We start from the raw sequence: 19,126 nt of genomic DNA on the forward strand, positions 1-19,126 counted from the left end.
TTAGAAGAACCGGAGAAAAAATGCGCACATCCTGGATAGTATCAATGACGCTCTTGACTAGCCTCATTTCTGGCTGCAGCAACGACAAAGAAGTGGGTGATGTTTCCTTGGGTTGGTTTACCACCAAGGATGTCAAAATTTCAGTACTGCAAGATCCGGTTGTTACCGGTATTACCTGTCATATTGCCAGCATTGAGGCAGACCTGGATTTTGCTGATCCTAGCGATATGAGCATTGCTTGTCGTCAAACCGGAGAAATCACCACAGAGATGCTGATGTCGATCGATTTATCTAAGTCTGGCGAAGTGGTGTTTAAACGATCGAAAAGCATTTTATTTAAAGCACTGAAGGTTCGTCGTATATACGACCCCCAATCTGAAACCTTAATGTATCTGTCGTACTCCACTAAGGAAGTAAATGGCAGTCATAAGCACGCTCTTTCTACTGTGCCATTATGGGGCACCAAAGCCTACGGATTTCGCCCAATTACCCAATAATCAAATAAGGGAGGCCCCGATATGACAGTTAGACTGGAACACGACAGCATGGGTGAACTACAAGTGCCCGAAGATGCTTTGTATGGCGCCCAAACCCAGCGTGCCGTTAATAACTTTCCAATCAGCGGCCGCCCTCTGCCCGAATCCTTTATCACAGCTCTAATACAAGCTAAAAAAGCCGCTGCTCAGGCCAACGGGGCATTGCAGCTAGTCCCAATAAAGATCTCTGATGCCATTATTCAGGCCTGCGACCAGTTATTGTCACAAGACGATCTAATGCAGCACTTTCCTGTCGATGTTTTTCAGACCGGCTCTGGCACCAGCAGCAACATGAATGCCAATGAAGTATTGGCTACTCTGGCCAGTAAAATCTGCAACCATACGGTCAATGCAAACGATCATGTGAATTATGGTCAGAGCAGCAATGATATCATTCCATCGACAATCCATATCAGTGCCACTGTTGAGCTGCAGCAGCAACTGTTGCCTGCATTGCTGCATCTAGAGCAATGCATAGACAATAAAGCCACACAGCTGAATCAATACGTAAAAACCGGCCGCACCCATTTAATGGATGCTATGCCAATTCGCATGGATCAATCGCTGTCGGCCTGGTCGGATCAAATTAAAGGCAACATTGAGGCGCTAAAAGCGCTAGAGCCACAATTGCAGCAACTAGCGCAGGGCGGCACTGCGGTTGGCACAGGAGTGAACGCTCATCCTGATTTTGCTCATCAGTTTTGTCAGGCACTCAATGCGCAAACCGGTGCGGCATTTTATCCAGCCAATAATTGCTTTAGTCACATATCCAGCCAGGATACCGCGGTACGTTTATCCGGTTTGCTGAAAAGCACAGCCGTGAGCTTAATGAAAATAGCCAATGATTTGCGCTGGATGAACTCTGGCCCGCTAGCAGGTTTAGGGGAAATCGAGCTGGAAGCACTGCAACCCGGTTCATCGATAATGCCAGGCAAGGTCAATCCGGTTATTCCCGAGGCTTGCACCATGGTTGCCGCTCAGGTGATGGGCAACGATACCACCATTACGATAGCAGGCCAGTCGGGCAATTTTGAACTCAATGTCATGCTGCCCGTCATCGCCGACAACTTGCTGAGTAGCATCCAATTACTCAGCAACATCAGTCGACTCATGGCAGATAAAGCCATTGCCAGCTTTAGCGTCAATACCGATCAGTTACAGCAGACACTGGATCGCAACCCGATTCTGGTAACGGCATTAAACCCAATTATTGGCTATGAAAAGGCGGCTGCTATTGCTAAACAGGCTTACCAGCAACAGCGTCCTGTTATCGACGTTGCCGTTGAGCATACTGACTTACCCCGCCAGCAGCTTGAAGAGCTGTTAAATCCAGAAAAACTAACCCATGGCGGCTTATAGGCTGAACTCACTTGCAAGCGCCTAAAAAAACGCCCGCGATTGCGGGCGTTTTTTTATTTAACCACTTTCAGCGACGGCCGGCTGCCACTAGGCTCCGGATCGGGCTGCTGAGGTGGTGGCGTTGGATCTTCCGGATCAGGCGCGCCCGCCTCTGAGCCAAACACCATGCCCTGACCATTTTCACGCGCATAAATCGCCAAAATAGCCACCACAGGCACGTAGATGGTCATCGGCACTCCGCCAAAGCGGGCACTGAAGGACAATCCATCACCATTAATAGTCAGTCCCTGCACCGCCGTCGGGCTGATGTTAAGAACAATTTGACCATTATTGATGTAGTCCTGCGGCACCTGCACTCCTGGCAAACTGGCATCAACCAGTACGTAGGGGGTGCAGTTGTTATCCAGAATCCACTCGTTGAGAGCGTTAACTAGATAGGGGCGACTGGGGCTCATCTTATGCTGCATATCAGTCGCGCATCTCGCGTTCTGCTTCCGACAAACTGGCCTGGAAAGCTTCGCGCTCAAACAAACGCTCCATGTATTGCAGCATGCCTTTGCACTGGGCTTCAGGTAATTCAATACCTAAGGCCGGCAAACGCCACAAGATAGGCGCAACACAGCAATCAACGATGGAGAATTCTTCGCTCATAAAGAATGGCAGCTCAGCAAAAATAGGCGCTACCGTTACCAAGCTGTCAGTCAGCTCTTTGCGTGCAGCGTCTACGTCTTTGCCTTTACCCGTCAAGATGGTGTTGATCAGACCACACCAGTCCTGCTCAATGCGCTTGATCCACAAACGGCTTTGAGCACGAGCTACCGGATACACTGGCAGCAATGGTGGATGTGGAAAACGCTCATCCAGGTACTCCATCATCACGTTCGGGTCATACAACACCAGATCGCGATCTACCAAAGTTGGCAGCGAGTTATACGGGTTGAGGCTCGACAGATCCTCAGGTGTGTTGTCTGGATCGGTGTCGTGGATTTCAACCGCGACTCCCTTTTCAGCCAATACGATGCGCACACGATGACTGAAATGATCCGCAGGATCAGAATAAAACGTCATGGAAGAGCGTTTAGCTACAACCCCCATAGTTTCCTCACTTGTTTCAAAAACGAAGACAGCCCGGACGCAGTGCGTACCGGGCATTGAGATCACATCTGTCACTGGGTGAAGCCATCACCCAGGGCAGCAGCGTTATTTTACATCCCGCCAGTATTCTTTGTTCAACATATATACAGGAACAAAGAAAATCAGCAAGAAGCCCAGAACCCACCAGCCTAAGCTTTGACGCTCAGTGGCGATAGGCTCTGCTACATAGGTCAGGAAGTTCACCAGGTCGAACACCAGTTTGTCATACTCTTTTGCAGACAACTGGCCTTCTTCCGCCAAATACAGAACGCCATCACGTTCTTCGGTGATTTCTTGGCCCGTTAAAGTGTCAATACCAACCGCTACTTGCGCAGTACCCATCACTTGACGACCTTGCAAGTCCGCCAATACGTGTGGCATGCCCACGTCTTTAAAGACCGCATTATTCACGCCCCAAGGACGCTTAGGATCTTCGTAGAAGCTGCGCAGATAGGTATACAACCAATCTGGACGACGAACACGAGCCACCAACGTCAGGTCTGGAGGCGTTGCGCCAAACCAGTCTTTGGCGTCGTCTTTACGCATAGCGTTAGTCATCAGCTCACCGATTTTCTTATCGGCAAACACCAGATTTTCCATCATCAGCTCTTCTGGAATATCCAGATCACGCGCAACACGGTTGTAACGTGAGTGCTCCAGCGAGTGACAACCCATGCAGTAGTTCATGTAGGTTTTTGCACCGCGCTGCAACGACGCTGTGTCATGCAAGTCAGTACGATGTTCATCCAAATGAACATGACCACCCGCAGCAAAGGCTAGGGCCGGAAATGCAGCTGCTAGCAAAGCAAATAACTTCTTCATTCTTAGTGGCCTCCGGTTACGCGCTCAGGTACTGGCTTAGTCTTCTCCATGCGGGTGTAGAACGGCATGAGAATGAAGAACGCGAAGTAGATAACGGTACCAATACGCGCCATCAAAGTATTCGGACCCGTTGCTGGCTGTGTACCCAGCCAAGTCAAAATGACGAAGGCAATGGCAAACACAACAATGGAGATTTTGCTAATCCAGCCTTTATAGCGCCAGCTGCGAACCGGGCTACGATCCAACCATGGCAATACAAACAGAATGGCGATAGCGCCACCCATGGCGATTACACCAGCCGCTTTATCCGGGAAGGCACGCAAGATGGAGTAGAAAGCGCCAAAGTACCAAACCGGGGCAATATGCTCAGGTGTTTTCAGGCCGTTAGCGGGCTCAAAGTTGGCGTATTCCAGCATGAAACCGCCGCCTTCTGGGAAGAAGAACAGCACCACGCAGAAAACAAACAGGAACACCACAATACCGACCATGTCGTGCACGGTGTAATACGGATGGAAAGGTACGCCGTCCAACGGCTTGCCTTCTTCGTCTACCAGTTTCTTGATATCAACACCATCTGGGTTGTTAGAGCCCACTTCATGCAGCGCCAACAAGTGCAGTACGACCAGCATGATAATAACCAGAGGTACAGCGACTACGTGCAGGGCAAAGAAACGGTTTAGCGTGGCACCAGAAATCAGGAAGTCACCACGAATCCATTCGGTCAGCGCATCACCGATGCCAAAAGGAATCACACCAAACAGAGAAATAATTACCTGGGCACCCCAGTACGACATTTGACCCCATGGCAGTACGTAACCCATAAAGGCTTCAGCCATCAGCGCCAGGTAAATAAACATACCAAAGATCCAGATCAGCTCACGTGGCTTTTGATAGGATCCATACAACAGCGCCCGCATCATATGCAGGTATACCGCAACAAAGAAGAAGGTGGCGCCAGTGGAGTGCAGGTAACGAATCAGCCAGCCCCATTCAACATCACGCATGATGTACTCAACAGATGCAAAGGCACCTTCAGCGCTAGGCACAAAGTTCATGGTGAGCCATACGCCCGATAAAATCTGGTTAACCAGCATCAGCATCGACAAGACGCCAAAGAAATACCAGAAGTTGAAGTTTTTCGGCGCATAGTACTTAGACATATGCTTTTCGTAGGTCTGGGTAACCGGCAGGCGATCGTCAATCCAGCCCATCAGCGTATTCTGCTGCTTGCTCATTAGGCGTTCTCCTCATCGATACCAATCACCACGACCTCATCGCTCTCATACGAATGCGGCGGCACTGCCAGGTTGTCAGAAGCCGGAGAGCCATTGTATACACGACCAGACAAGTCAAAGCGCGAACCGTGACAAGGACAGAACCAACCGCCTTTCCACTCAGGATCAAAGGGTTCAGGCTTGACTTCGGCATGATATTTAGGCGCACAACCCAAGTGCGTGCACACACCCAGCAGAACTACCACTTCTGGGCGACGTGAGCGATTCACGTTGTCTGCATATTCAGGCTGTTGTGCTTTGTTGCTATTTTCCGGATCTTTTAATCGATCATTCAGGGTCGGCAAGGTTTGCAATGCGTCTTCCGAACGACGGGCGACAAAGACCGGCTTACCGCGCCACTCTGCGGTTAGCATGGCACCCGGTTCCAGTTTACTGATATCGACTTTTGCCGGGGCTCCCGCCGCTTTTGCCTTTTCACTTGGATTCCAAGATTTGACAAAGGGCACAGCGACGAAGCCAGCACCGACAGCACCGACAGCAGCGGTCGCACCCACCAATAGGGTGCGGCGACCATGATTCACGCCGTCTTGACTCATTACCATCTTCTCCCATCAACAAGAATTCTTATGTAGCCGCGCGACCTGGCGATGTTGTACAGTTTTTGTACAGGTCCATCGTAGCATACAGAGCGGCGCACATACTAATTAAAATGGCACGGTGAGACAAGGCGAAAAGCCCATGGAGACTGGGGATATAGGCATAAAAAAGGCGTCTCTTGATCTATGCCAAGGGACGCCTTTTTAAGCGAAATAAATGGCAGCAAAAAACTGCCAGATATATTAACGCTTGGAGAATTGTGGCTTCTTACGTGCTTTACGCAGACCCACTTTCTTACGCTCAACTTCACGAGCGTCACGAGTTACATAACCCGCAGCACGCAGTGTTGGACGCAGAGTTTCATCGTATTGCATCAGGGCACGAGTGATGCCATGACGGATTGCACCCGCCTGACCATTACCACCACCACCTTGAACGTTAACAATAACGTCGAATTTTTCCAGACTTTCAGTCAGAGTCAGAGGCTGACGAACCACCATACGAGCGGTTTCACGACCGAAGTATTCGTCCAGAGGACGTTTGTTGACTATGATGCTGCCGGTACCCGGACGCAAGAAAACACGTGCAGTAGAAGTCTTGCGACGGCCAGTACCGTAGTATTGAGAAGCTGCCATCGTATTATCCCAGTTTCAGTTCCTGAGGCTGTTGAGCAGTATGAGGGTGCTCACCGCCAGCGTAGACTTTCATTTTCTTGAACATGGCGCGACCCAGAGGGTTCTTAGGCAGCATGCCTTTAACGGCCAGTTCGATAACCTGTTCTGGCTTGTAGTCGATCAGCTTGTCAAAAGAGATAGACTTCAGGCCACCAGGGTAACCAGTGTGACGGTGATACATTTTATCACTGCCCTTGTTACCGGTTACTTTAACTTTGTCGGCGTTGATCACAACGATGTAATCGCCGGTATCTACGTGTGGAGTGTATTCTGGCTTGTGCTTGCCTCTCAAACGGCGAGCAACCTCAGTGGCCAGGCGACCCAGCGTCTGCTCAGCTGCATCAACAACAAACCAGTCACGTTTTACGGTTTCAGGTTTTGCGCTGTAAGTTTTCATCAATTTCTCGCCTTTAAGGGCAGGTTGATTCGAAAAGAGGGCGGCATTCTATAGGAAGAGCCAAATTGGCGCAAGCCGATTTGTTGTTTGTTTGTTCAAGTCGCTGCAGAGCGCGAATTTAGAACTGCTCAGGCTCGTGAAAGCGCACCAATCCGAATATTAATGCCAGTAAACTGGCCATAACATTGAGCAAAATCGCCAACGCCATCATGGTAGAGGTATTGTCTGAAGCATCGTAACCCAGCACTTGGCCAGCGACAAAAGCGCCTGCCGCAGCAACAAAGCCAATCACGATGCAAGCGATCAGATAATAGCCCTTGCCATCATCCAGGCTTAGCGTTTCTCGCACAACTTTTTTTTGCAGCCAGAAGTATACCGCAAGGCAAACCCCTGCTGCTGCCAAGACACCGACAAGAAAGAAGGCAAGCATAATCCCCAATCCGTTATCCCATTTGCACGACATAACAGACTAGTAGATTATACCTGACAGGCAAGTCAGGTCAGATGGCTGCGCCCTCGATCAATGCTCGCGGGTATCGCGGAAACGAATGTCTGGCCAACGCTCTTGCGTCAAGCTCAGGTTAACCCGGCTGGGGGCAATGTAAGTGAGATAGCCACCGCCGTCCATTGCCAGATTTTCAGCCCCTTTGCGCTTAAAGTCATCGAGCATGCGCTCATCGTCGCACTCGACCCAACGGGCGGTATTGACGTTCACTGGCTCGTATATGCACTCGACCTTATATTCATCACGCAGACGTTGCTGCACCACATCAAACTGCAGCACACCCACCGCACCCAATATCAGATCGTTATTATTGAGCGGCATAAACAGCTGAGTCGCGCCCTCTTCTGACAGCTGCTGCAAACCTTTTTGCAGCTGCTTCATTTTCAGCGGATCTTTCAATCGCACACGCTTAAACAATTCCGGCGCAAAATGCGGAATACCGGTAAATTGCAGCTCTTCACCTTGGGTAAAAGTATCGCCAATTTGAATGGTGCCATGGTTGTGCAAACCAATAATATCACCCGATATTGCCTCTTCGACATTGGAGCGATCACCGGCCAAAAAGGTCACCGCATCGGCAATTTTCACGTCTTTACCCATACGGGTATGGCGCATTTTCATGCCGCGGGTATAAGCCCCCGAGCAGACGCGCATAAAGGCAATACGGTCGCGGTGCTTAGGGTCCATATTGGCTTGAATTTTAAAAATAAAGCCACTGAATTTATCTTCTGTTGGCGCCACTTCACGCTCGTTGGTCTGACGTGCAATCGGTGCTGGCGCCCAGTCGACAAAATAATCCAACATTTCACGAATGCCGAAGTTCGCCAATGCGGTACCAAAGAAAACCGGTGTCATTTCGCCGCGTAAATACGCATCTAACTCAAACTCATGACTAGCGCCGCGCACCAATTCAATTTCTTCCAACAGCTCATCAACGACCTCATCGCCCAAGCGCTGGCGTGCTTCCGCACTGTCTAAGCCTTGAATCTGAATGTCGTCCGGCACTACGCTGTTTTGCCCTGGGGTAAAGATATGCACAACATCTTTATACAGGTTATAGACCCCTTGGAAGGCTTTGCCCATGCCAATCGGCCAGGTAATAGGTGCACACTGAATATTCAATACCGTTTCGATTTCATCCAACACTTCAATATGGTCGCGCACTTCGCGGTCCATTTTGTTGATAAAGGTGAAAATCGGCGTATCACGCAAACGGCACACGTCCATCAGTTTGATGGTACGGTCTTCCACACCTTTAGCACCGTCGATCACCATCAATACGGAATCCACAGCGGTCAGGGTACGGTAGGTATCTTCTGAGAAGTCTTCGTGCCCTGGGGTATCCAGCAGGTTTACCATGCGCTCTTTATAGGGGAACTGCATCACCGAGGTGGTAATCGAAATACCCCGATCCTGCTCCATTTGCATCCAGTCAGAAGTGGCCATGCGGCCGGTTTTTTTACCTTTGACAGTGCCTGCCAACTGAATGGCATTACCCAATAACAGCAGCTTTTCGGTAATGGTGGTTTTACCCGCATCCGGGTGAGAGATAATGCCAAACGTACGGCGTTTGGCGATTTCTTGTTGTAACTGAGACATAAATAACTTCTATAACTGACATGGCCAGTGGCACACAAACGCGTGGCGTTATCGGTGCATTGGCAAGTGATTCTTCAAATTTGCCGCCATTCTCGCTGATACACAGCCTGGGCACAATGCATGCGCCCGGATAGACGCTGGCTTGAATGCCAATAAAGAAGTAAGTGCGACAGCGAAAGTTCCGCTGCCGCCGATGATGATTACAGATCCGCCGCCAGCGACTGACGTTGCGCTAGGCGCCCCTGCTGATCCACTTCCACCACATAAGGTGTTGCTAACACACCAAACTGGCCAAACAGTTGATTGCCGTGGTCAAACACGACAGGCAACGACAAATCAAACCGCTGCAGAAACCCTTGAACGACGTCTGGGCTGACATAAAAACCACTGACCACTCCCAGCCAACCTTGATCGGACTGCTTGAGTTGCTGGCTTAGCTGCTGTAGCTGCTGCTCACAGCCAGGAAAGTGCGGCATCGGACACAAGGAGTCGAGAAAGACGATACGCCCACCCTGGTTGTGCTGATACCAGTCAGCCAGGTTGATGCGCTGACCATCCATGGTAGTGACATCGCCTCGGGGCGCAATATCACCCGGCTCAAGATAATGGTAATCAAAACCGTCAACCGAACCCGGCATAGGCGTGGCATTCACCAATACCGGATCCGGCACGGGCGGCAATTTCAGATACTGGCGTAAGGCACTGTAATCACCGGCAAACTCCACCTCACCATCGCGCATCAATACATGATATGGCGATGACCAAACCTTAAAGTGTTGCATCCACTGCAGTTCATCATCCAAGACCATGGGCTGGATAGCCGGGAATAGTTGCTGAAACTCCGCCAGCTGCGCACGCGTCACATTGAGATGTGGCTGCACCCACAGCAGCGGATACTGCTGGCCAAAACTGTCTGGTAATTGTTGCACCTGAAGCTCAGCGCCCTGCCCCAGATAACTGGCAAACATATCCATAAACACCAGGTGGCGACGCGGCTGCTGGCTCAGCTGAATCTGCTTGCCATCGGTGGTGGTCATGATCAGATTATCGGCAGCCGCTACAGCATCTGCGGCCTGAACCCAGTTGGCACATAACAGCAGTGCCAACAACGCTAATCGATTTTGTATGCTTTTCATCATTCACTCCTCATTAGCGCTGGGCACGCAGACGATCAGTTCTGCTAAGCAATGGTTGATTCAAGGTTTTTAACGTTTTATCCAGCTCATCACCGGCCTGGAAAGTACGCAAAACGATATCGCCGTGACGATCAATCACCACCGAATGCGGGGTACCGACAATGCCGTACAGGCGAGTTAAGCTGCCATCGCGATCAAATACCGTCGGCAAACGATAGCCCTGCTTCTGATAGAGCTCATTGATATTGGCAACAGAGTCGTTTAGGCCGATATTGACCGTCATTACCACCAAATCATCGTACTGTTCGCGAATATGCTTCAGGTGCGGCATTTCCGCTTTGCAGTAATTACACCAGGTGGCCCAGAACTTTAGGTACACCGGTTTTTTGCCACGATAATCGGCCAAATCAAACACTTCACCATCAATAGTAGTTGCGGTGAATTCTGGCGCTGCATCACCAGTTTGCGGCGCCGCCATGACCACTCCAGAACTGAAGGTCAGGGCTAACACCCAGCTGTTAACGGACGACATGATTGAAGTCTTACGCATAAGGATTCTCCTGTGCATGCGATATTAAAAAAGATGAGGAAAGATCGAACGAAGTAGAAAAAAGGCACCTGCCAGCAGCATCAACACGGCAAATATGCGTGTGATCACCGTCATCCAGGCGCCCGAGCGGGGTAAGCGTTTGACCAGGCCAGAAAAGCTGCCAACCGCCAGCAACAGCATGCTCATACCCATGGCAAAAACGAACATCAACAGCGCTGCCCACAGCTGATCGCCCTGGCTGGCGACGTACAACAGCAACATGCCCAATACTGGCGAGGTACAAGGAGCCATCACCAAACCAGACATCAGGCCAGCAACGGCAACATTAAGCACCGGGTTCTTAGGCTGAGCCGTGGCTAGCTGCGGCATAGGAACCCTAAGCCAGCCCAGCATCCAGGCTGCCATCAGCCAGCAAAACAGTGCCATCATCACCAAGGTGACGGGGTGACTAGCAATGCTGCCAAATAGCTGCCCGGTACTGGCCGCCAACACTCCTAACACGGCGTACACCAGCGCCAGGCAGGCGATATACACCAGCGTTAAACGGACGGCCACTCGAGGCTTATCGGCCTGATGACCAATGACGGCAGCCGTCACCGGTACCAGAGGGTAAACACACGGCGTCAGACTGGTGAGAACACCGGTGGCAAACACCACTGCCACCACCACCAGTGAGTAGTGGCCAGATTGCAAAGCGGTTTGAATAAAGGCTTCCATCGCGCAACTCCTGTGAAAACGTCATCAGTGTTGCGACGGAACTGCTTTTCTCCTATCAAAGGCCGATAAAATCCACTCAAAATCGCCGTGAAATTTATATTTATCGTTATATTTCAATAGCTTAGATAACATCAAGCAAAGCAAAGCAGACTGTGCCTTTGCTGCTGAGTCACGTATGATTAAGCCTCTTTTGAGCCATATTTGATGAGCCAATATGTCGTGTTACCACTTTGCCCAGTGGCAATTTGATGAAGCCAGCGGTGAACTTCAAACCACTGCAACGACCACTGTCTTACGCCACAAGGTCGCCTGCTTGTTGGCTTACCTGTTGCAACATCGCGATCGTATTGTCAGCAAAGAAGAACTATTAAATGCGCTATGGCAGCATGGCGAATACCGCGAAAATGCCCTCACCCAAAGCATTCGTGAATTGCGTAAAGCTCTCGGAGATCAGGCTCAAGAACCGACTTTTATTAAGACTTTTCCACAGCGCGGTTATCAGTGGATCTGTCCAGTGTCTGAAGCAGCGGCCAACGATGTGCCTGCACAGGCCCAAGCAGAACATCCCATAACACCACCAGCACGGCTGGCCATAAAGCCCCATTGGCTGATCACAGCCGCGCTCGTGCTGGTGGCCATGGTTGTGATCCTTTGGTGGCCCAAGCCCGATACTTCGGGAGCAGAAAACGGCGTGCTCATTTTGCCGTTTGCCAATCAGACCGGTGATAGCAGCCAGGATTGGGTGCAACTGGGACTGGCCGATATGGTGTTTGTAGCCTTGCAGCAGCGCAGTCAGCACCGCTTGGTCGCTCCCCATCAAGCACGCCAATGGCTGGCACAGGCGGATATTCGCATTCCAGCTCTACCGGTCAGCTTGCAAGCTTTGCTGGCTGAATATGGACTAGGGGCGGCACTGCAAGGCAGCGTGCGCCAGCATCAAGGTCAGCAAGTATTGGATTTTCAGCTGGTGTTTGCCGATGGCCGCCAGCAACAAGGCAGCATCAGCTATCCCTCCTTGGCCGCCTCCAGCGAGGCCGTTGCACAACAGCTGCAACGTCTGTTAGAGCCAGGCCTGCCCAGTTCCAACCGCCTGCCCAAAGCCCAAGACCCCGTTGCTGCCACCGCCATGGCCGAAGGAATCAGTGCCCTGCAACATCACGGGGCCAGCAGTGCTCAGCGCTACTTTGCCGCCAGCCAGATGATAGAGCCAGATAACCTGTGGATTCAGGCACTGACGGCGCACTCTCAGGTACTAACGGGCGACTGGCCGCAAGCCGAAGCCTTATTGCAACAATTAGCGAAGCAGTCGGACTCAGCCATGTTCGGCGCTTATGTACATTACTGGTTGGCCGAGCTGCGTTGGCGCCAAGGCATCGACGCTGAAGAGATTATGCCGTTGCTGCAGAAAACACTGGCACTGGCACAGCAAAGCCAAGATCAAGACAGGATCATCGCTAGCTATCAATTAGAGTCTCGTCTCGCCTGGCAGCAAAATGATTGGCAAGCCCATCGACGCGCGATTGAAAAAATGCAACAACAGCTGCCGGATAACGCCGATGCTTCATTACAGGCAGACAGCTTATTTTATCTGGGAAACCCAGCTGAAGTCGGCTTAGAGCGCAGCCCACTCAATGACTTGCAACAAAACGCCCAACAGTTGCAGCAAGCGCTCAACCTGTATCAGCAGTTGCAGCAAACGCCCGACATCATCGCCAGCCATTTTGCCCTGGCGCGTAATTTTTCCTTACCCATCGAGCAACGCCTGCAGCATTTGCAACACACCCTGAAAGGCTACCAGCAACTGCAATATCCCTACGAGTTAATGCAGGCCCAACTGTATGCTGGTTATTTCCATATGCAGCTGCATCAGGGCGATATTGCCGAGCAGTATTTTGCCGACGCCAGCCAACTGGCGGCGCAATTAGGTAGCCATCACTGGCAACAAGTCAGCCAGTTTTATCTCGCCTTTGCGGTGCTGGACCAGGGTCTAAATCAGCAGCAGCGAGGCGGCCATGCACAACGGCCGGAGCGTTTACAGCAGGCTATTACGGCGTTAAATCGCTATTTGAGTGAAGATCACAGCCCCTATTGGCACGCTGCGGCGCAGTTGTTTCTAGGCTGGGCCTATGCCGATTTGGGCCAGCATGAAAAAGCCGCCACGACCTTACTGCAGGCCTATCAGAACAACCAGCAGTTAGGCATGCCGATTACCGCCGCCTATGCCGATTTCAGCTGGATGTACGTGCAACTGCAGCTCAATCAGCCACAAGCTGTGATTGATCACACCGGTGACCGACAGCCGATCACCCGCCTGCAAGCACGTTATCTGGCCCGCGCTTGGCATCAACTGGGCCACTCCCAGCAAGCCGCCGAGGTGCTAAGTCGTTTTCAGCAGCAACACCCGGACTTATGGTTGCCACAAGATGAGCAGCGCTTACGTGATTATCGTAATGCCCATGCCAGTGGCGGCAGTCAGTCAATGCTGCTGGCCGCCGAGTTGCTGCCGCACTTGGTGTACTGTGAATCCGACTGGCAATTGCCGGAGTTGGTTAGTCAATTCTGACGCTGCCAGCTTTGAATATCCTGCAAACAGGCGTACAAGCACGGAATCACAAACAGCACCATGATCGACGAGGCCAGTAAACCAAAGGCCACACTGATCACCAAGGGAATCAATACCTGTGCCTGCAGACTGGTTTCCAATAACAGCGGCAGCATGCCAGCGACTGTGGTTGAGGTGGTTAATAACATGGCGCGCAAGCGTTGCTCACTGGCCAGCTGTGCGGCATCTGCCAGGGCATGCCCTTGGGCGGCATGCTGTTTAACAAATTCGACGATCAAAATGGCATTGTTCACCACAATACCCGCCAAGGAGACAAAGCCAATCATGCTCGGCATGGCCAAGTTATAGCCCATCACTAAATGGCCAAACACCACCCCAATCAGCGCCAGCGGAATCGCCAGCATAACAATCAAGGGTTCGGAATAACTGCGAAATTGCAAGCTCAGCAAGATAAACACCCCCAGCAAGCCCAATAAAAAACCTTGTTTAAGTGACTGCTGAGTCTCTGCACTGTTGGCCAGCTCGCCTTCCAGCTGTAAGCGCAGCGCCGGATATTGCTGCTGTAATTGTGGCCACAGCTGAGCCTGAAAGGCCTGTATGACTTCTTTGCTGTTGGCCTGTAAGCCATTGACCGAGCCGTACACGGTGACTGTGGTTTGACGATCGACCCGTTGCAGCCGCTGCACGCCTTGTTTCCATTCGATATCGGCAATGGCTTCTAAAGCAACGGTGTCGCCCGTCGGTAAACGCACGGGATACAGCGCCAGTTGATCCTGGTTTTTCACCGAAGTTCGGTCTAACGCTATACGCACCTCAATGTCATCCAGCTCGGTGTATTGCTCATTCACTTTGATGCCATAAAACGCCGCATACAGCTCATTGGCCAGCCAGCGTTGATCTAAGCCCTGACGTTGCGCTTCTGCTTTTAACGTGACATTAAGCTGAGCGACACCCGGGCGGGAATCGTCGAATAAATTATAGACGCCATGAAAACCGCCTAACCATTGCCGTGTTTGCTCCGCCACCTGATCCAGTTGCGCCACCGGCAAACCTGAAAAACCCAGTTCAATGGATCGCCCTGCAGGGCCTAATGCAGGCTCGGTAAAAATGAGTGATGACAGCCAAGGCAACGCCGGCAATTGTGCCTGCCAAGCACTGATCAGCTCATCAATGCTGGTTTGGCGTTGCTCAGCACTGAGTAAATCCAGACTCACAGTCGCCATATGTGGACCCGATTCATAGGCATCGGCATTAAAACCAAAGGTGACGGTTTGATGTTCGATCAATCCCGGCTCTAACTCATTGCTGGCTTTATTGAGCGCCTGCTGCAGTTGATCCACCTGCTGCTGGGTTTGCGCCAAGGTGGCTCCCGCTGGCAATAATAGGCGTGCCTGAAGGACATCACCGTCCAGCTCTGGCAGCGCCGAGAATTTAAGCACCCCTGAAGCTAACAATGACACCGATAACATAAATAACGCCAGCGTTGATCCCAATACCGCATAGCGCCAGCGAATCGCCCAATGCACACCATTGCCGAGCTTTTTTTGCCACCGCTCAAAGTGCTCTTGTACCCAAGCGCGCAGTCGTGCCGTGCGATCAGGCTTTGCCTCACCAGTAACGCTGTGAAATAAATGACTGGGGAGAATAAAAAACGCTTCCAGCAAGCTGACACACACCACGATTAATAACACCAGGGGCACGACACGCAGCACCTGCCCAAGATCGCCTTGCAAGCCAATCATAGAGCCAAAAATCAATACCGTAGTGGCAAAGGACGATAGCACCCCGCGTCCGACTCGTTGCACGCCGGCAATCACCGCTTGAGAAATACTTTGATGATCTGAGTTAGCGCCTTTTAGCTGTTCGGCAATGCTTTCAGAAATAACAATGGCGTCATCCATTAATATTCCTAGCGCCAATAATAACGCCACCATACTCATCATATTAATGCTGATATCAAACCAGCCTAATACAAACAGGCCTCCGAGAAACGACACCGGCAGCCCCATCACCACCCAAAAGGTATAACGTAAATTAAAAAACAACAGCAAAGTAACAAATACCAGCAGTAGTCCCTGCCAGGCATTATTCATCAGCATATTCAGACGGTCGACAATAATGCTGGTTTGATCCTGAGTTAAATGCAGCTCTATTGAGTCGGGTAGGCGCTGCTGCTGTTGCGCCATAAAGGTGTTAACCTGAGCTAAAATATCCAGACTGTCTTGGCCGGTATTCTTTTTAATGTGCAATAACGCCGCTGGCTTGCCATCAAATAGAATACGAGATTCCAGCGGCTCAAACACTTCTTCTACTCGGGCAATATCCATCAGCCGAATCTGATCACCGTCAGGCGGAGACAATAAAATCAGTTGCTGTAGTTGCGCCAAGGTGCGGCTTTCGTGATCCACCTGTACATCAAATACCCGCTGTTGGCCCTGCAGCTGGCCCGCGGGAATGCGAATGTTGTTTTGTGCAATCAGTTGACTGACTTGTTGCAAACTTAATTGATAACGACGCAACTGTTCAGGCAGTAACGATATGCGCCATTGACGTTGACCAAAGCCGTCTATATCAACGCGAGCCGCATCCGACTGCTGCAGTAATTGCAATTTTAAATGCTCAGCCAAATCCTTTAATTGCCAGCGTTGCAACTGTGAGGATGTGAGCGCCAGACTAACTACCGGCTGAGTTTGCCCAAGCTCACTGACCACCGGCTCCTCAGCTTGCTCAGGTAAATCATCAATGCCATCAATGGCACTGCGAACATCGGCCTGAAACGCGGTGAAATCACCGTCAGGCGCCATGGTCAAGGTCAATAATGCCCTGCCTGAGCGCGCATCGCAGCGCATTTCCTGCAAGTTCAGCACATCCGTGGCACTGTCTTCCAACGGCCGACAGACAGCGTTGGTGATGGTTTCTACTGCAGCACCAGGGTATGTCACACTGGCCTGCATTTCATAGGATTCGATATGGGGAAAGGTTTCCCGTTTTAACGATCCCAGCTGATTTAACCCCAATACCAGTGCCAACAACATCAATAAATTAGCCGCCGTTGGATGTTCAATAATAAAGCGCATCATAACCGCTGCTCCTGTGACGGCTGCGGTTGTTCTGTTTGCGGTAACGCTTGTGGTTGGTGTTGCTGTAGCTGGTTTTGTTGTGTCTGGTTTTGCAGACTTTGTTGTAACAGCGACTGCCACTCCGGGTCAGGGCTCGCCGTTAATAACTGGCCAGGCAGCGCAGGAATTAGTGGCGACGTAATCACCTGCAATTTGGCCATAGCGGGCCGATAAATAAATAGCCAAGGGCCCATCAGCAAATGCGCTGGGGTCGATAAAAATTGAAGCCGCTGCTGCTCCATCACATACAGCTGACCTTGGTGATCAGCAATGCGCGGCACCAGCAAGCCTGGCAAGGCATGGCCATAAATTCGCACATTGACTTGTGCTTTGGCCATTAGCGGCGGTCGAACGCCGGGCTTAACCCGCGTTTGTTGCTGTGGCACTCGCAAAGTAAAGGCAATGGAATGACTGGCAGGGTCCAGTGCTTCATGAATCGATACGACTTGAGCCGTCCAACGGCCATCAAAACCGGGCAGCTCAACCTCGGCCGATAACTGAAACCGTTGCAGTAATTGCTGCATTACCTCAGGGCCTAATACCAGTTCTTCATTAGGCTTGGCCAAGGCAGCAAAAAACGGCTTTAAACGCGCCAGGCTAACGTGAGCGATAACATCCACCGTATCCAAACCGGTAGCAGTAAAGAGTACCTGGCCTGAGCCAACAAACTGGCCGATATCAAAATCCACCGCCCCCAATCGCGCAGCAAACGGCAGACGAATATGGGTACGTTCAATATTGCGTTGCTGCTGGGCGACTTGGGCCTCGGCCGACTCCTTTTGGCTGGCTAATGAGCGTTGTTGGCTGGGCAATTGCTCCACCTGGGTGCGCAGCGACACCTGCTCTTGTTGCAGTTGCAACCAGCGCTGGCGTTCGCCATCCAGCTGCGAGGCTGACACACTGCCTTGCTTAAACAAACGCTGCAGGCGTTCTACTTCCGATTGGGCATATTGCAAACGCTCGTTGGTCAAGCGCAGCGAGGTTTTTAACTGCTGAGATTGCTGTGCAAACTGCTGTAATTGCTGCTTAGCTACTTGCGCCTGAGCGTTTGCCTGGGCCAAAGCCAGCTGGTAGTCCTGATCATCTAAAGTCACAATTTCAGTGCCGGCCGGGTACATCATTCCCTGCTCCAAACCCGGCGCTAACGCCACAATGCGCCCCGCTACCTCAGCCACGGCCTGATAGTGTTGACTGGCACTGACCTGGCCAAACCCTTCAACAAATGGCCGTATCTGCTGTGACTCGGTATTGATGCTATACACAGCCGTGGCCTGGTTATCTAGCTCGCGCTGCTGTGGCCCAGTTTTATTGACCAGCAATATCACCATAATCACGAACGCCAGCGCTAAGGCTGCCAAGCCAGGCCATTTTTTAACGGCTGTCATTGTGCGCCCTCCCTAGATTGTGTGTCTTCAACGAGACCATGTTGCAATAACTGACATAAATGCGCGCGCCAGGCGTCGCTGTTGAGCTCATCCAGGCCTAAACCAAACACAGTTTGAAACATCGGCTGCGATAGCAGCGGAAAGGCCAATAGGCTCATAAAAGTCGCAGCCACTTTTTCACAATCAAACTCGGCACGTAATACGCCTTGTTGTTGCAGCAAACGAAATAGCGCCACGATGCCAGCACGGATTTTTTGCGGTAATTCACTGAGTTCGGTATTGGGTTGATCGCTAAACATCTCGCTTTGGAAATAGCGAAATAACCAAGGCTCGCTCAGCACAATATCGAGAATACGATTCACCATCAGCTCGATGGGACGCTCGGGCCGTGTTTGCAGCTCTTGCGCCAGTGCCATCAACTTGCGCTGGCGCTGCTCTGTCGTTTGCACCATCAGCTGCTCAAATAGCCCCTGCTTGGAGCCAAAGTAATAACTGATCATGGCTGTTTGCGTACCCGCCTGCTGCGCCAGTTGGCGAATGGTGATGCTTTTATAAGACTGCTGCTGCAGCAACTCGCGTGCAGCGTCCAGCAAGGCAGACATGGTTTGCTGCTGCTTCAACGGGTCTTGTGGTCGGCCACGGCTCATACGGACACCATTTCATTAATCAACTGATTAATAAATTAGCACGACCACTCTAACACTGCCAAGGGTTAATAAAAGAAAGACAGGCTCTACACCATCTCAAAGGCCTGCTGTTAGTCACCTAGAAAGTAAAGAAGACACCACCCAGTGACGG

At 51.3% G+C, this 19,126-nt stretch carries 18 protein-coding genes; 3 read left to right on the plus strand and 15 right to left on the minus strand.

Going from position 1 to position 19,126, the window contains the following annotated elements:
- The first annotated feature begins 44 nt into the window (after nt 1-44).
- Together AC55FS_RS17520 and AC55FS_RS17525 are read left to right on the plus strand one after the other, a co-directional pair.
- Entirely contained in the window at nt 45-497 is a 453-nt protein-coding gene (locus AC55FS_RS17520; protein WP_496933583.1) for a CreA family protein, read from the plus strand.
- 21 nt (nt 498-518) lie between these two features.
- Nucleotides 519-1,895 carry a class II fumarate hydratase gene (locus AC55FS_RS17525; protein ID WP_496933584.1) on the plus strand — a complete coding sequence of 459 codons (1,377 nt, stop codon included), beginning with the start codon at nt 519-521 and terminating at the stop codon, nt 1,893-1,895.
- Nucleotides 1,896-1,948: 53 nt separating this feature from the next.
- Here AC55FS_RS17525 and AC55FS_RS17530 read toward each other — a convergent pair whose 3' ends face one another.
- The 12 genes from AC55FS_RS17530 to AC55FS_RS17585 form a co-directional block, all read right to left on the minus strand.
- A complete protein-coding gene (locus AC55FS_RS17530) occupies nt 1,949-2,350 on the minus strand; it encodes a ClpXP protease specificity-enhancing factor (protein ID WP_496933585.1) in 402 nt (133 codons plus the stop codon).
- Between the two features lie 13 nt (nt 2,351-2,363).
- The gene (sspA, locus tag AC55FS_RS17535) at nt 2,364-2,990 is read right to left on the minus strand and encodes a stringent starvation protein SspA (RefSeq protein ID WP_496933586.1); all 627 of its coding nucleotides are present in this window, start codon (nt 2,988-2,990) and stop codon (nt 2,364-2,366) included.
- Between the two features lie 105 nt (nt 2,991-3,095).
- Nucleotides 3,096-3,851, minus strand: a complete 756-nt coding sequence (locus tag AC55FS_RS17540) for a cytochrome c1 (protein ID WP_496933587.1) — start codon at nt 3,849-3,851, stop codon at nt 3,096-3,098.
- Nucleotides 3,852-3,853: 2 nt separating this feature from the next.
- Entirely contained in the window at nt 3,854-5,086 is a 1,233-nt protein-coding gene (locus AC55FS_RS17545; RefSeq protein ID WP_496933588.1) for a cytochrome b, read from the minus strand.
- A complete protein-coding gene (petA, locus tag AC55FS_RS17550) occupies nt 5,086-5,682 on the minus strand; it encodes a ubiquinol-cytochrome c reductase iron-sulfur subunit (RefSeq protein ID WP_496933589.1) in 597 nt (198 codons plus the stop codon). The genes AC55FS_RS17545 and petA overlap by 1 nt, the downstream gene beginning before the upstream one ends.
- A 243-nt stretch (nt 5,683-5,925) precedes the next feature.
- The gene (gene rpsI / locus AC55FS_RS17555) at nt 5,926-6,318 is read right to left on the minus strand and encodes a 30S ribosomal protein S9 (RefSeq protein ID WP_496933590.1); all 393 of its coding nucleotides are present in this window, start codon (nt 6,316-6,318) and stop codon (nt 5,926-5,928) included.
- 4 nt (nt 6,319-6,322) lie between these two features.
- Complete coding sequence (gene rplM, locus AC55FS_RS17560) at nt 6,323-6,754, minus strand: 50S ribosomal protein L13 (protein WP_496933591.1); 432 nt, start codon at nt 6,752-6,754, stop codon at nt 6,323-6,325.
- A 118-nt stretch (nt 6,755-6,872) separates the two neighbouring features.
- Nucleotides 6,873-7,184, minus strand: a complete 312-nt coding sequence (locus AC55FS_RS17565) for a hypothetical protein (RefSeq protein ID WP_496933592.1) — start codon at nt 7,182-7,184, stop codon at nt 6,873-6,875.
- 90 nt (nt 7,185-7,274) lie between these two features.
- A complete protein-coding gene (locus tag AC55FS_RS17570; protein WP_496933593.1) occupies nt 7,275-8,858 on the minus strand; it encodes a peptide chain release factor 3 in 1,584 nt (527 codons plus the stop codon).
- Nucleotides 8,859-9,058: 200 nt separating this feature from the next.
- Nucleotides 9,059-9,997 (minus strand): redoxin domain-containing protein, encoded by a 939-nt coding sequence (locus AC55FS_RS17575; RefSeq protein ID WP_496933594.1) that lies wholly within the window; start codon nt 9,995-9,997, stop codon nt 9,059-9,061.
- 10 nt (nt 9,998-10,007) lie between these two features.
- On the minus strand, nt 10,008-10,544 hold the full coding sequence (locus AC55FS_RS17580; RefSeq protein ID WP_496933595.1) for a TlpA family protein disulfide reductase: 537 nt from the start codon (nt 10,542-10,544) through the stop codon (nt 10,008-10,010).
- Between the two features lie 24 nt (nt 10,545-10,568).
- The gene (locus AC55FS_RS17585; protein ID WP_496933596.1) at nt 10,569-11,261 is read right to left on the minus strand and encodes a cytochrome c biogenesis protein CcdA; all 693 of its coding nucleotides are present in this window, start codon (nt 11,259-11,261) and stop codon (nt 10,569-10,571) included.
- Nucleotides 11,262-11,475: 214 nt separating this feature from the next.
- On the opposite strand from AC55FS_RS17585, the gene AC55FS_RS17590 reads away from it, so the two are divergent.
- Nucleotides 11,476-13,824: a winged helix-turn-helix domain-containing protein gene (locus AC55FS_RS17590; protein ID WP_496933597.1), complete on the plus strand. Its 2,349-nt coding sequence runs from the start codon at nt 11,476-11,478 to the stop codon at nt 13,822-13,824.
- Here AC55FS_RS17590 and AC55FS_RS17595 read toward each other — a convergent pair.
- The 3 genes from AC55FS_RS17595 to AC55FS_RS17605 are packed head-to-tail and all read right to left on the minus strand — an operon-like array spanning nt 13,815 to nt 18,975.
- Nucleotides 13,815-16,904: an efflux RND transporter permease subunit gene (locus AC55FS_RS17595; protein ID WP_496933598.1), complete on the minus strand. Its 3,090-nt coding sequence runs from the start codon at nt 16,902-16,904 to the stop codon at nt 13,815-13,817. The two genes, AC55FS_RS17590 and AC55FS_RS17595, sit on opposite strands and share 10 nt — an antisense overlap.
- The gene (locus tag AC55FS_RS17600; protein ID WP_496933599.1) at nt 16,901-18,328 is read right to left on the minus strand and encodes an efflux RND transporter periplasmic adaptor subunit; all 1,428 of its coding nucleotides are present in this window, start codon (nt 18,326-18,328) and stop codon (nt 16,901-16,903) included. The genes AC55FS_RS17595 and AC55FS_RS17600 overlap by 4 nt, the downstream gene beginning before the upstream one ends.
- Nucleotides 18,325-18,975 carry a TetR/AcrR family transcriptional regulator gene (locus AC55FS_RS17605; RefSeq protein ID WP_496933600.1) on the minus strand — a complete coding sequence of 217 codons (651 nt, stop codon included), beginning with the start codon at nt 18,973-18,975 and terminating at the stop codon, nt 18,325-18,327. The genes AC55FS_RS17600 and AC55FS_RS17605 overlap by 4 nt, the downstream gene beginning before the upstream one ends.
- Nucleotides 18,976-19,126 lie beyond the last annotated feature (151 nt).

The sequence above is a fragment of the Bacterioplanes sp. CLAM21 genome (genome assembly GCF_059641015.1).

What these genes read in the sequence shown, in the direction of transcription:
- AC55FS_RS17520 (WP_496933583.1), top strand. Translation starts at nt 45, where the DNA reads ATGACGCTCTTGACTAGCCTCATTTCTGGCTGCAGCAACGACAAAGAA.
- AC55FS_RS17525 (WP_496933584.1), top strand. Translation starts at nt 519, where the DNA reads ATGACAGTTAGACTGGAACACGACAGCATGGGTGAACTACAAGTGCCC.
- AC55FS_RS17530 (WP_496933585.1), bottom strand. Translation starts at nt 2,350, where the DNA reads ATGAGCCCCAGTCGCCCCTATCTAGTTAACGCTCTCAACGAGTGGATT.
- sspA (WP_496933586.1), bottom strand. Translation starts at nt 2,990, where the DNA reads ATGGGGGTTGTAGCTAAACGCTCTTCCATGACGTTTTATTCTGATCCT.
- AC55FS_RS17540 (WP_496933587.1), bottom strand. Translation starts at nt 3,851, where the DNA reads ATGAAGAAGTTATTTGCTTTGCTAGCAGCTGCATTTCCGGCCCTAGCC.
- AC55FS_RS17545 (WP_496933588.1), bottom strand. Translation starts at nt 5,086, where the DNA reads ATGAGCAAGCAGCAGAATACGCTGATGGGCTGGATTGACGATCGCCTG.
- petA (WP_496933589.1), bottom strand. Translation starts at nt 5,682, where the DNA reads ATGAGTCAAGACGGCGTGAATCATGGTCGCCGCACCCTATTGGTGGGT.
- rpsI (WP_496933590.1), bottom strand. Translation starts at nt 6,318, where the DNA reads ATGGCAGCTTCTCAATACTACGGTACTGGCCGTCGCAAGACTTCTACT.
- rplM (WP_496933591.1), bottom strand. Translation starts at nt 6,754, where the DNA reads ATGAAAACTTACAGCGCAAAACCTGAAACCGTAAAACGTGACTGGTTT.
- AC55FS_RS17565 (WP_496933592.1), bottom strand. Translation starts at nt 7,184, where the DNA reads ATGCTTGCCTTCTTTCTTGTCGGTGTCTTGGCAGCAGCAGGGGTTTGC.
- AC55FS_RS17570 (WP_496933593.1), bottom strand. Translation starts at nt 8,858, where the DNA reads ATGTCTCAGTTACAACAAGAAATCGCCAAACGCCGTACGTTTGGCATT.
- AC55FS_RS17575 (WP_496933594.1), bottom strand. Translation starts at nt 9,997, where the DNA reads ATGATGAAAAGCATACAAAATCGATTAGCGTTGTTGGCACTGCTGTTA.
- AC55FS_RS17580 (WP_496933595.1), bottom strand. Translation starts at nt 10,544, where the DNA reads ATGCGTAAGACTTCAATCATGTCGTCCGTTAACAGCTGGGTGTTAGCC.
- AC55FS_RS17585 (WP_496933596.1), bottom strand. Translation starts at nt 11,261, where the DNA reads ATGGAAGCCTTTATTCAAACCGCTTTGCAATCTGGCCACTACTCACTG.
- AC55FS_RS17590 (WP_496933597.1), top strand. Translation starts at nt 11,476, where the DNA reads ATGTCGTGTTACCACTTTGCCCAGTGGCAATTTGATGAAGCCAGCGGT.
- AC55FS_RS17595 (WP_496933598.1), bottom strand. Translation starts at nt 16,904, where the DNA reads ATGATGCGCTTTATTATTGAACATCCAACGGCGGCTAATTTATTGATG.
- AC55FS_RS17600 (WP_496933599.1), bottom strand. Translation starts at nt 18,328, where the DNA reads ATGACAGCCGTTAAAAAATGGCCTGGCTTGGCAGCCTTAGCGCTGGCG.
- AC55FS_RS17605 (WP_496933600.1), bottom strand. Translation starts at nt 18,975, where the DNA reads ATGAGCCGTGGCCGACCACAAGACCCGTTGAAGCAGCAGCAAACCATG.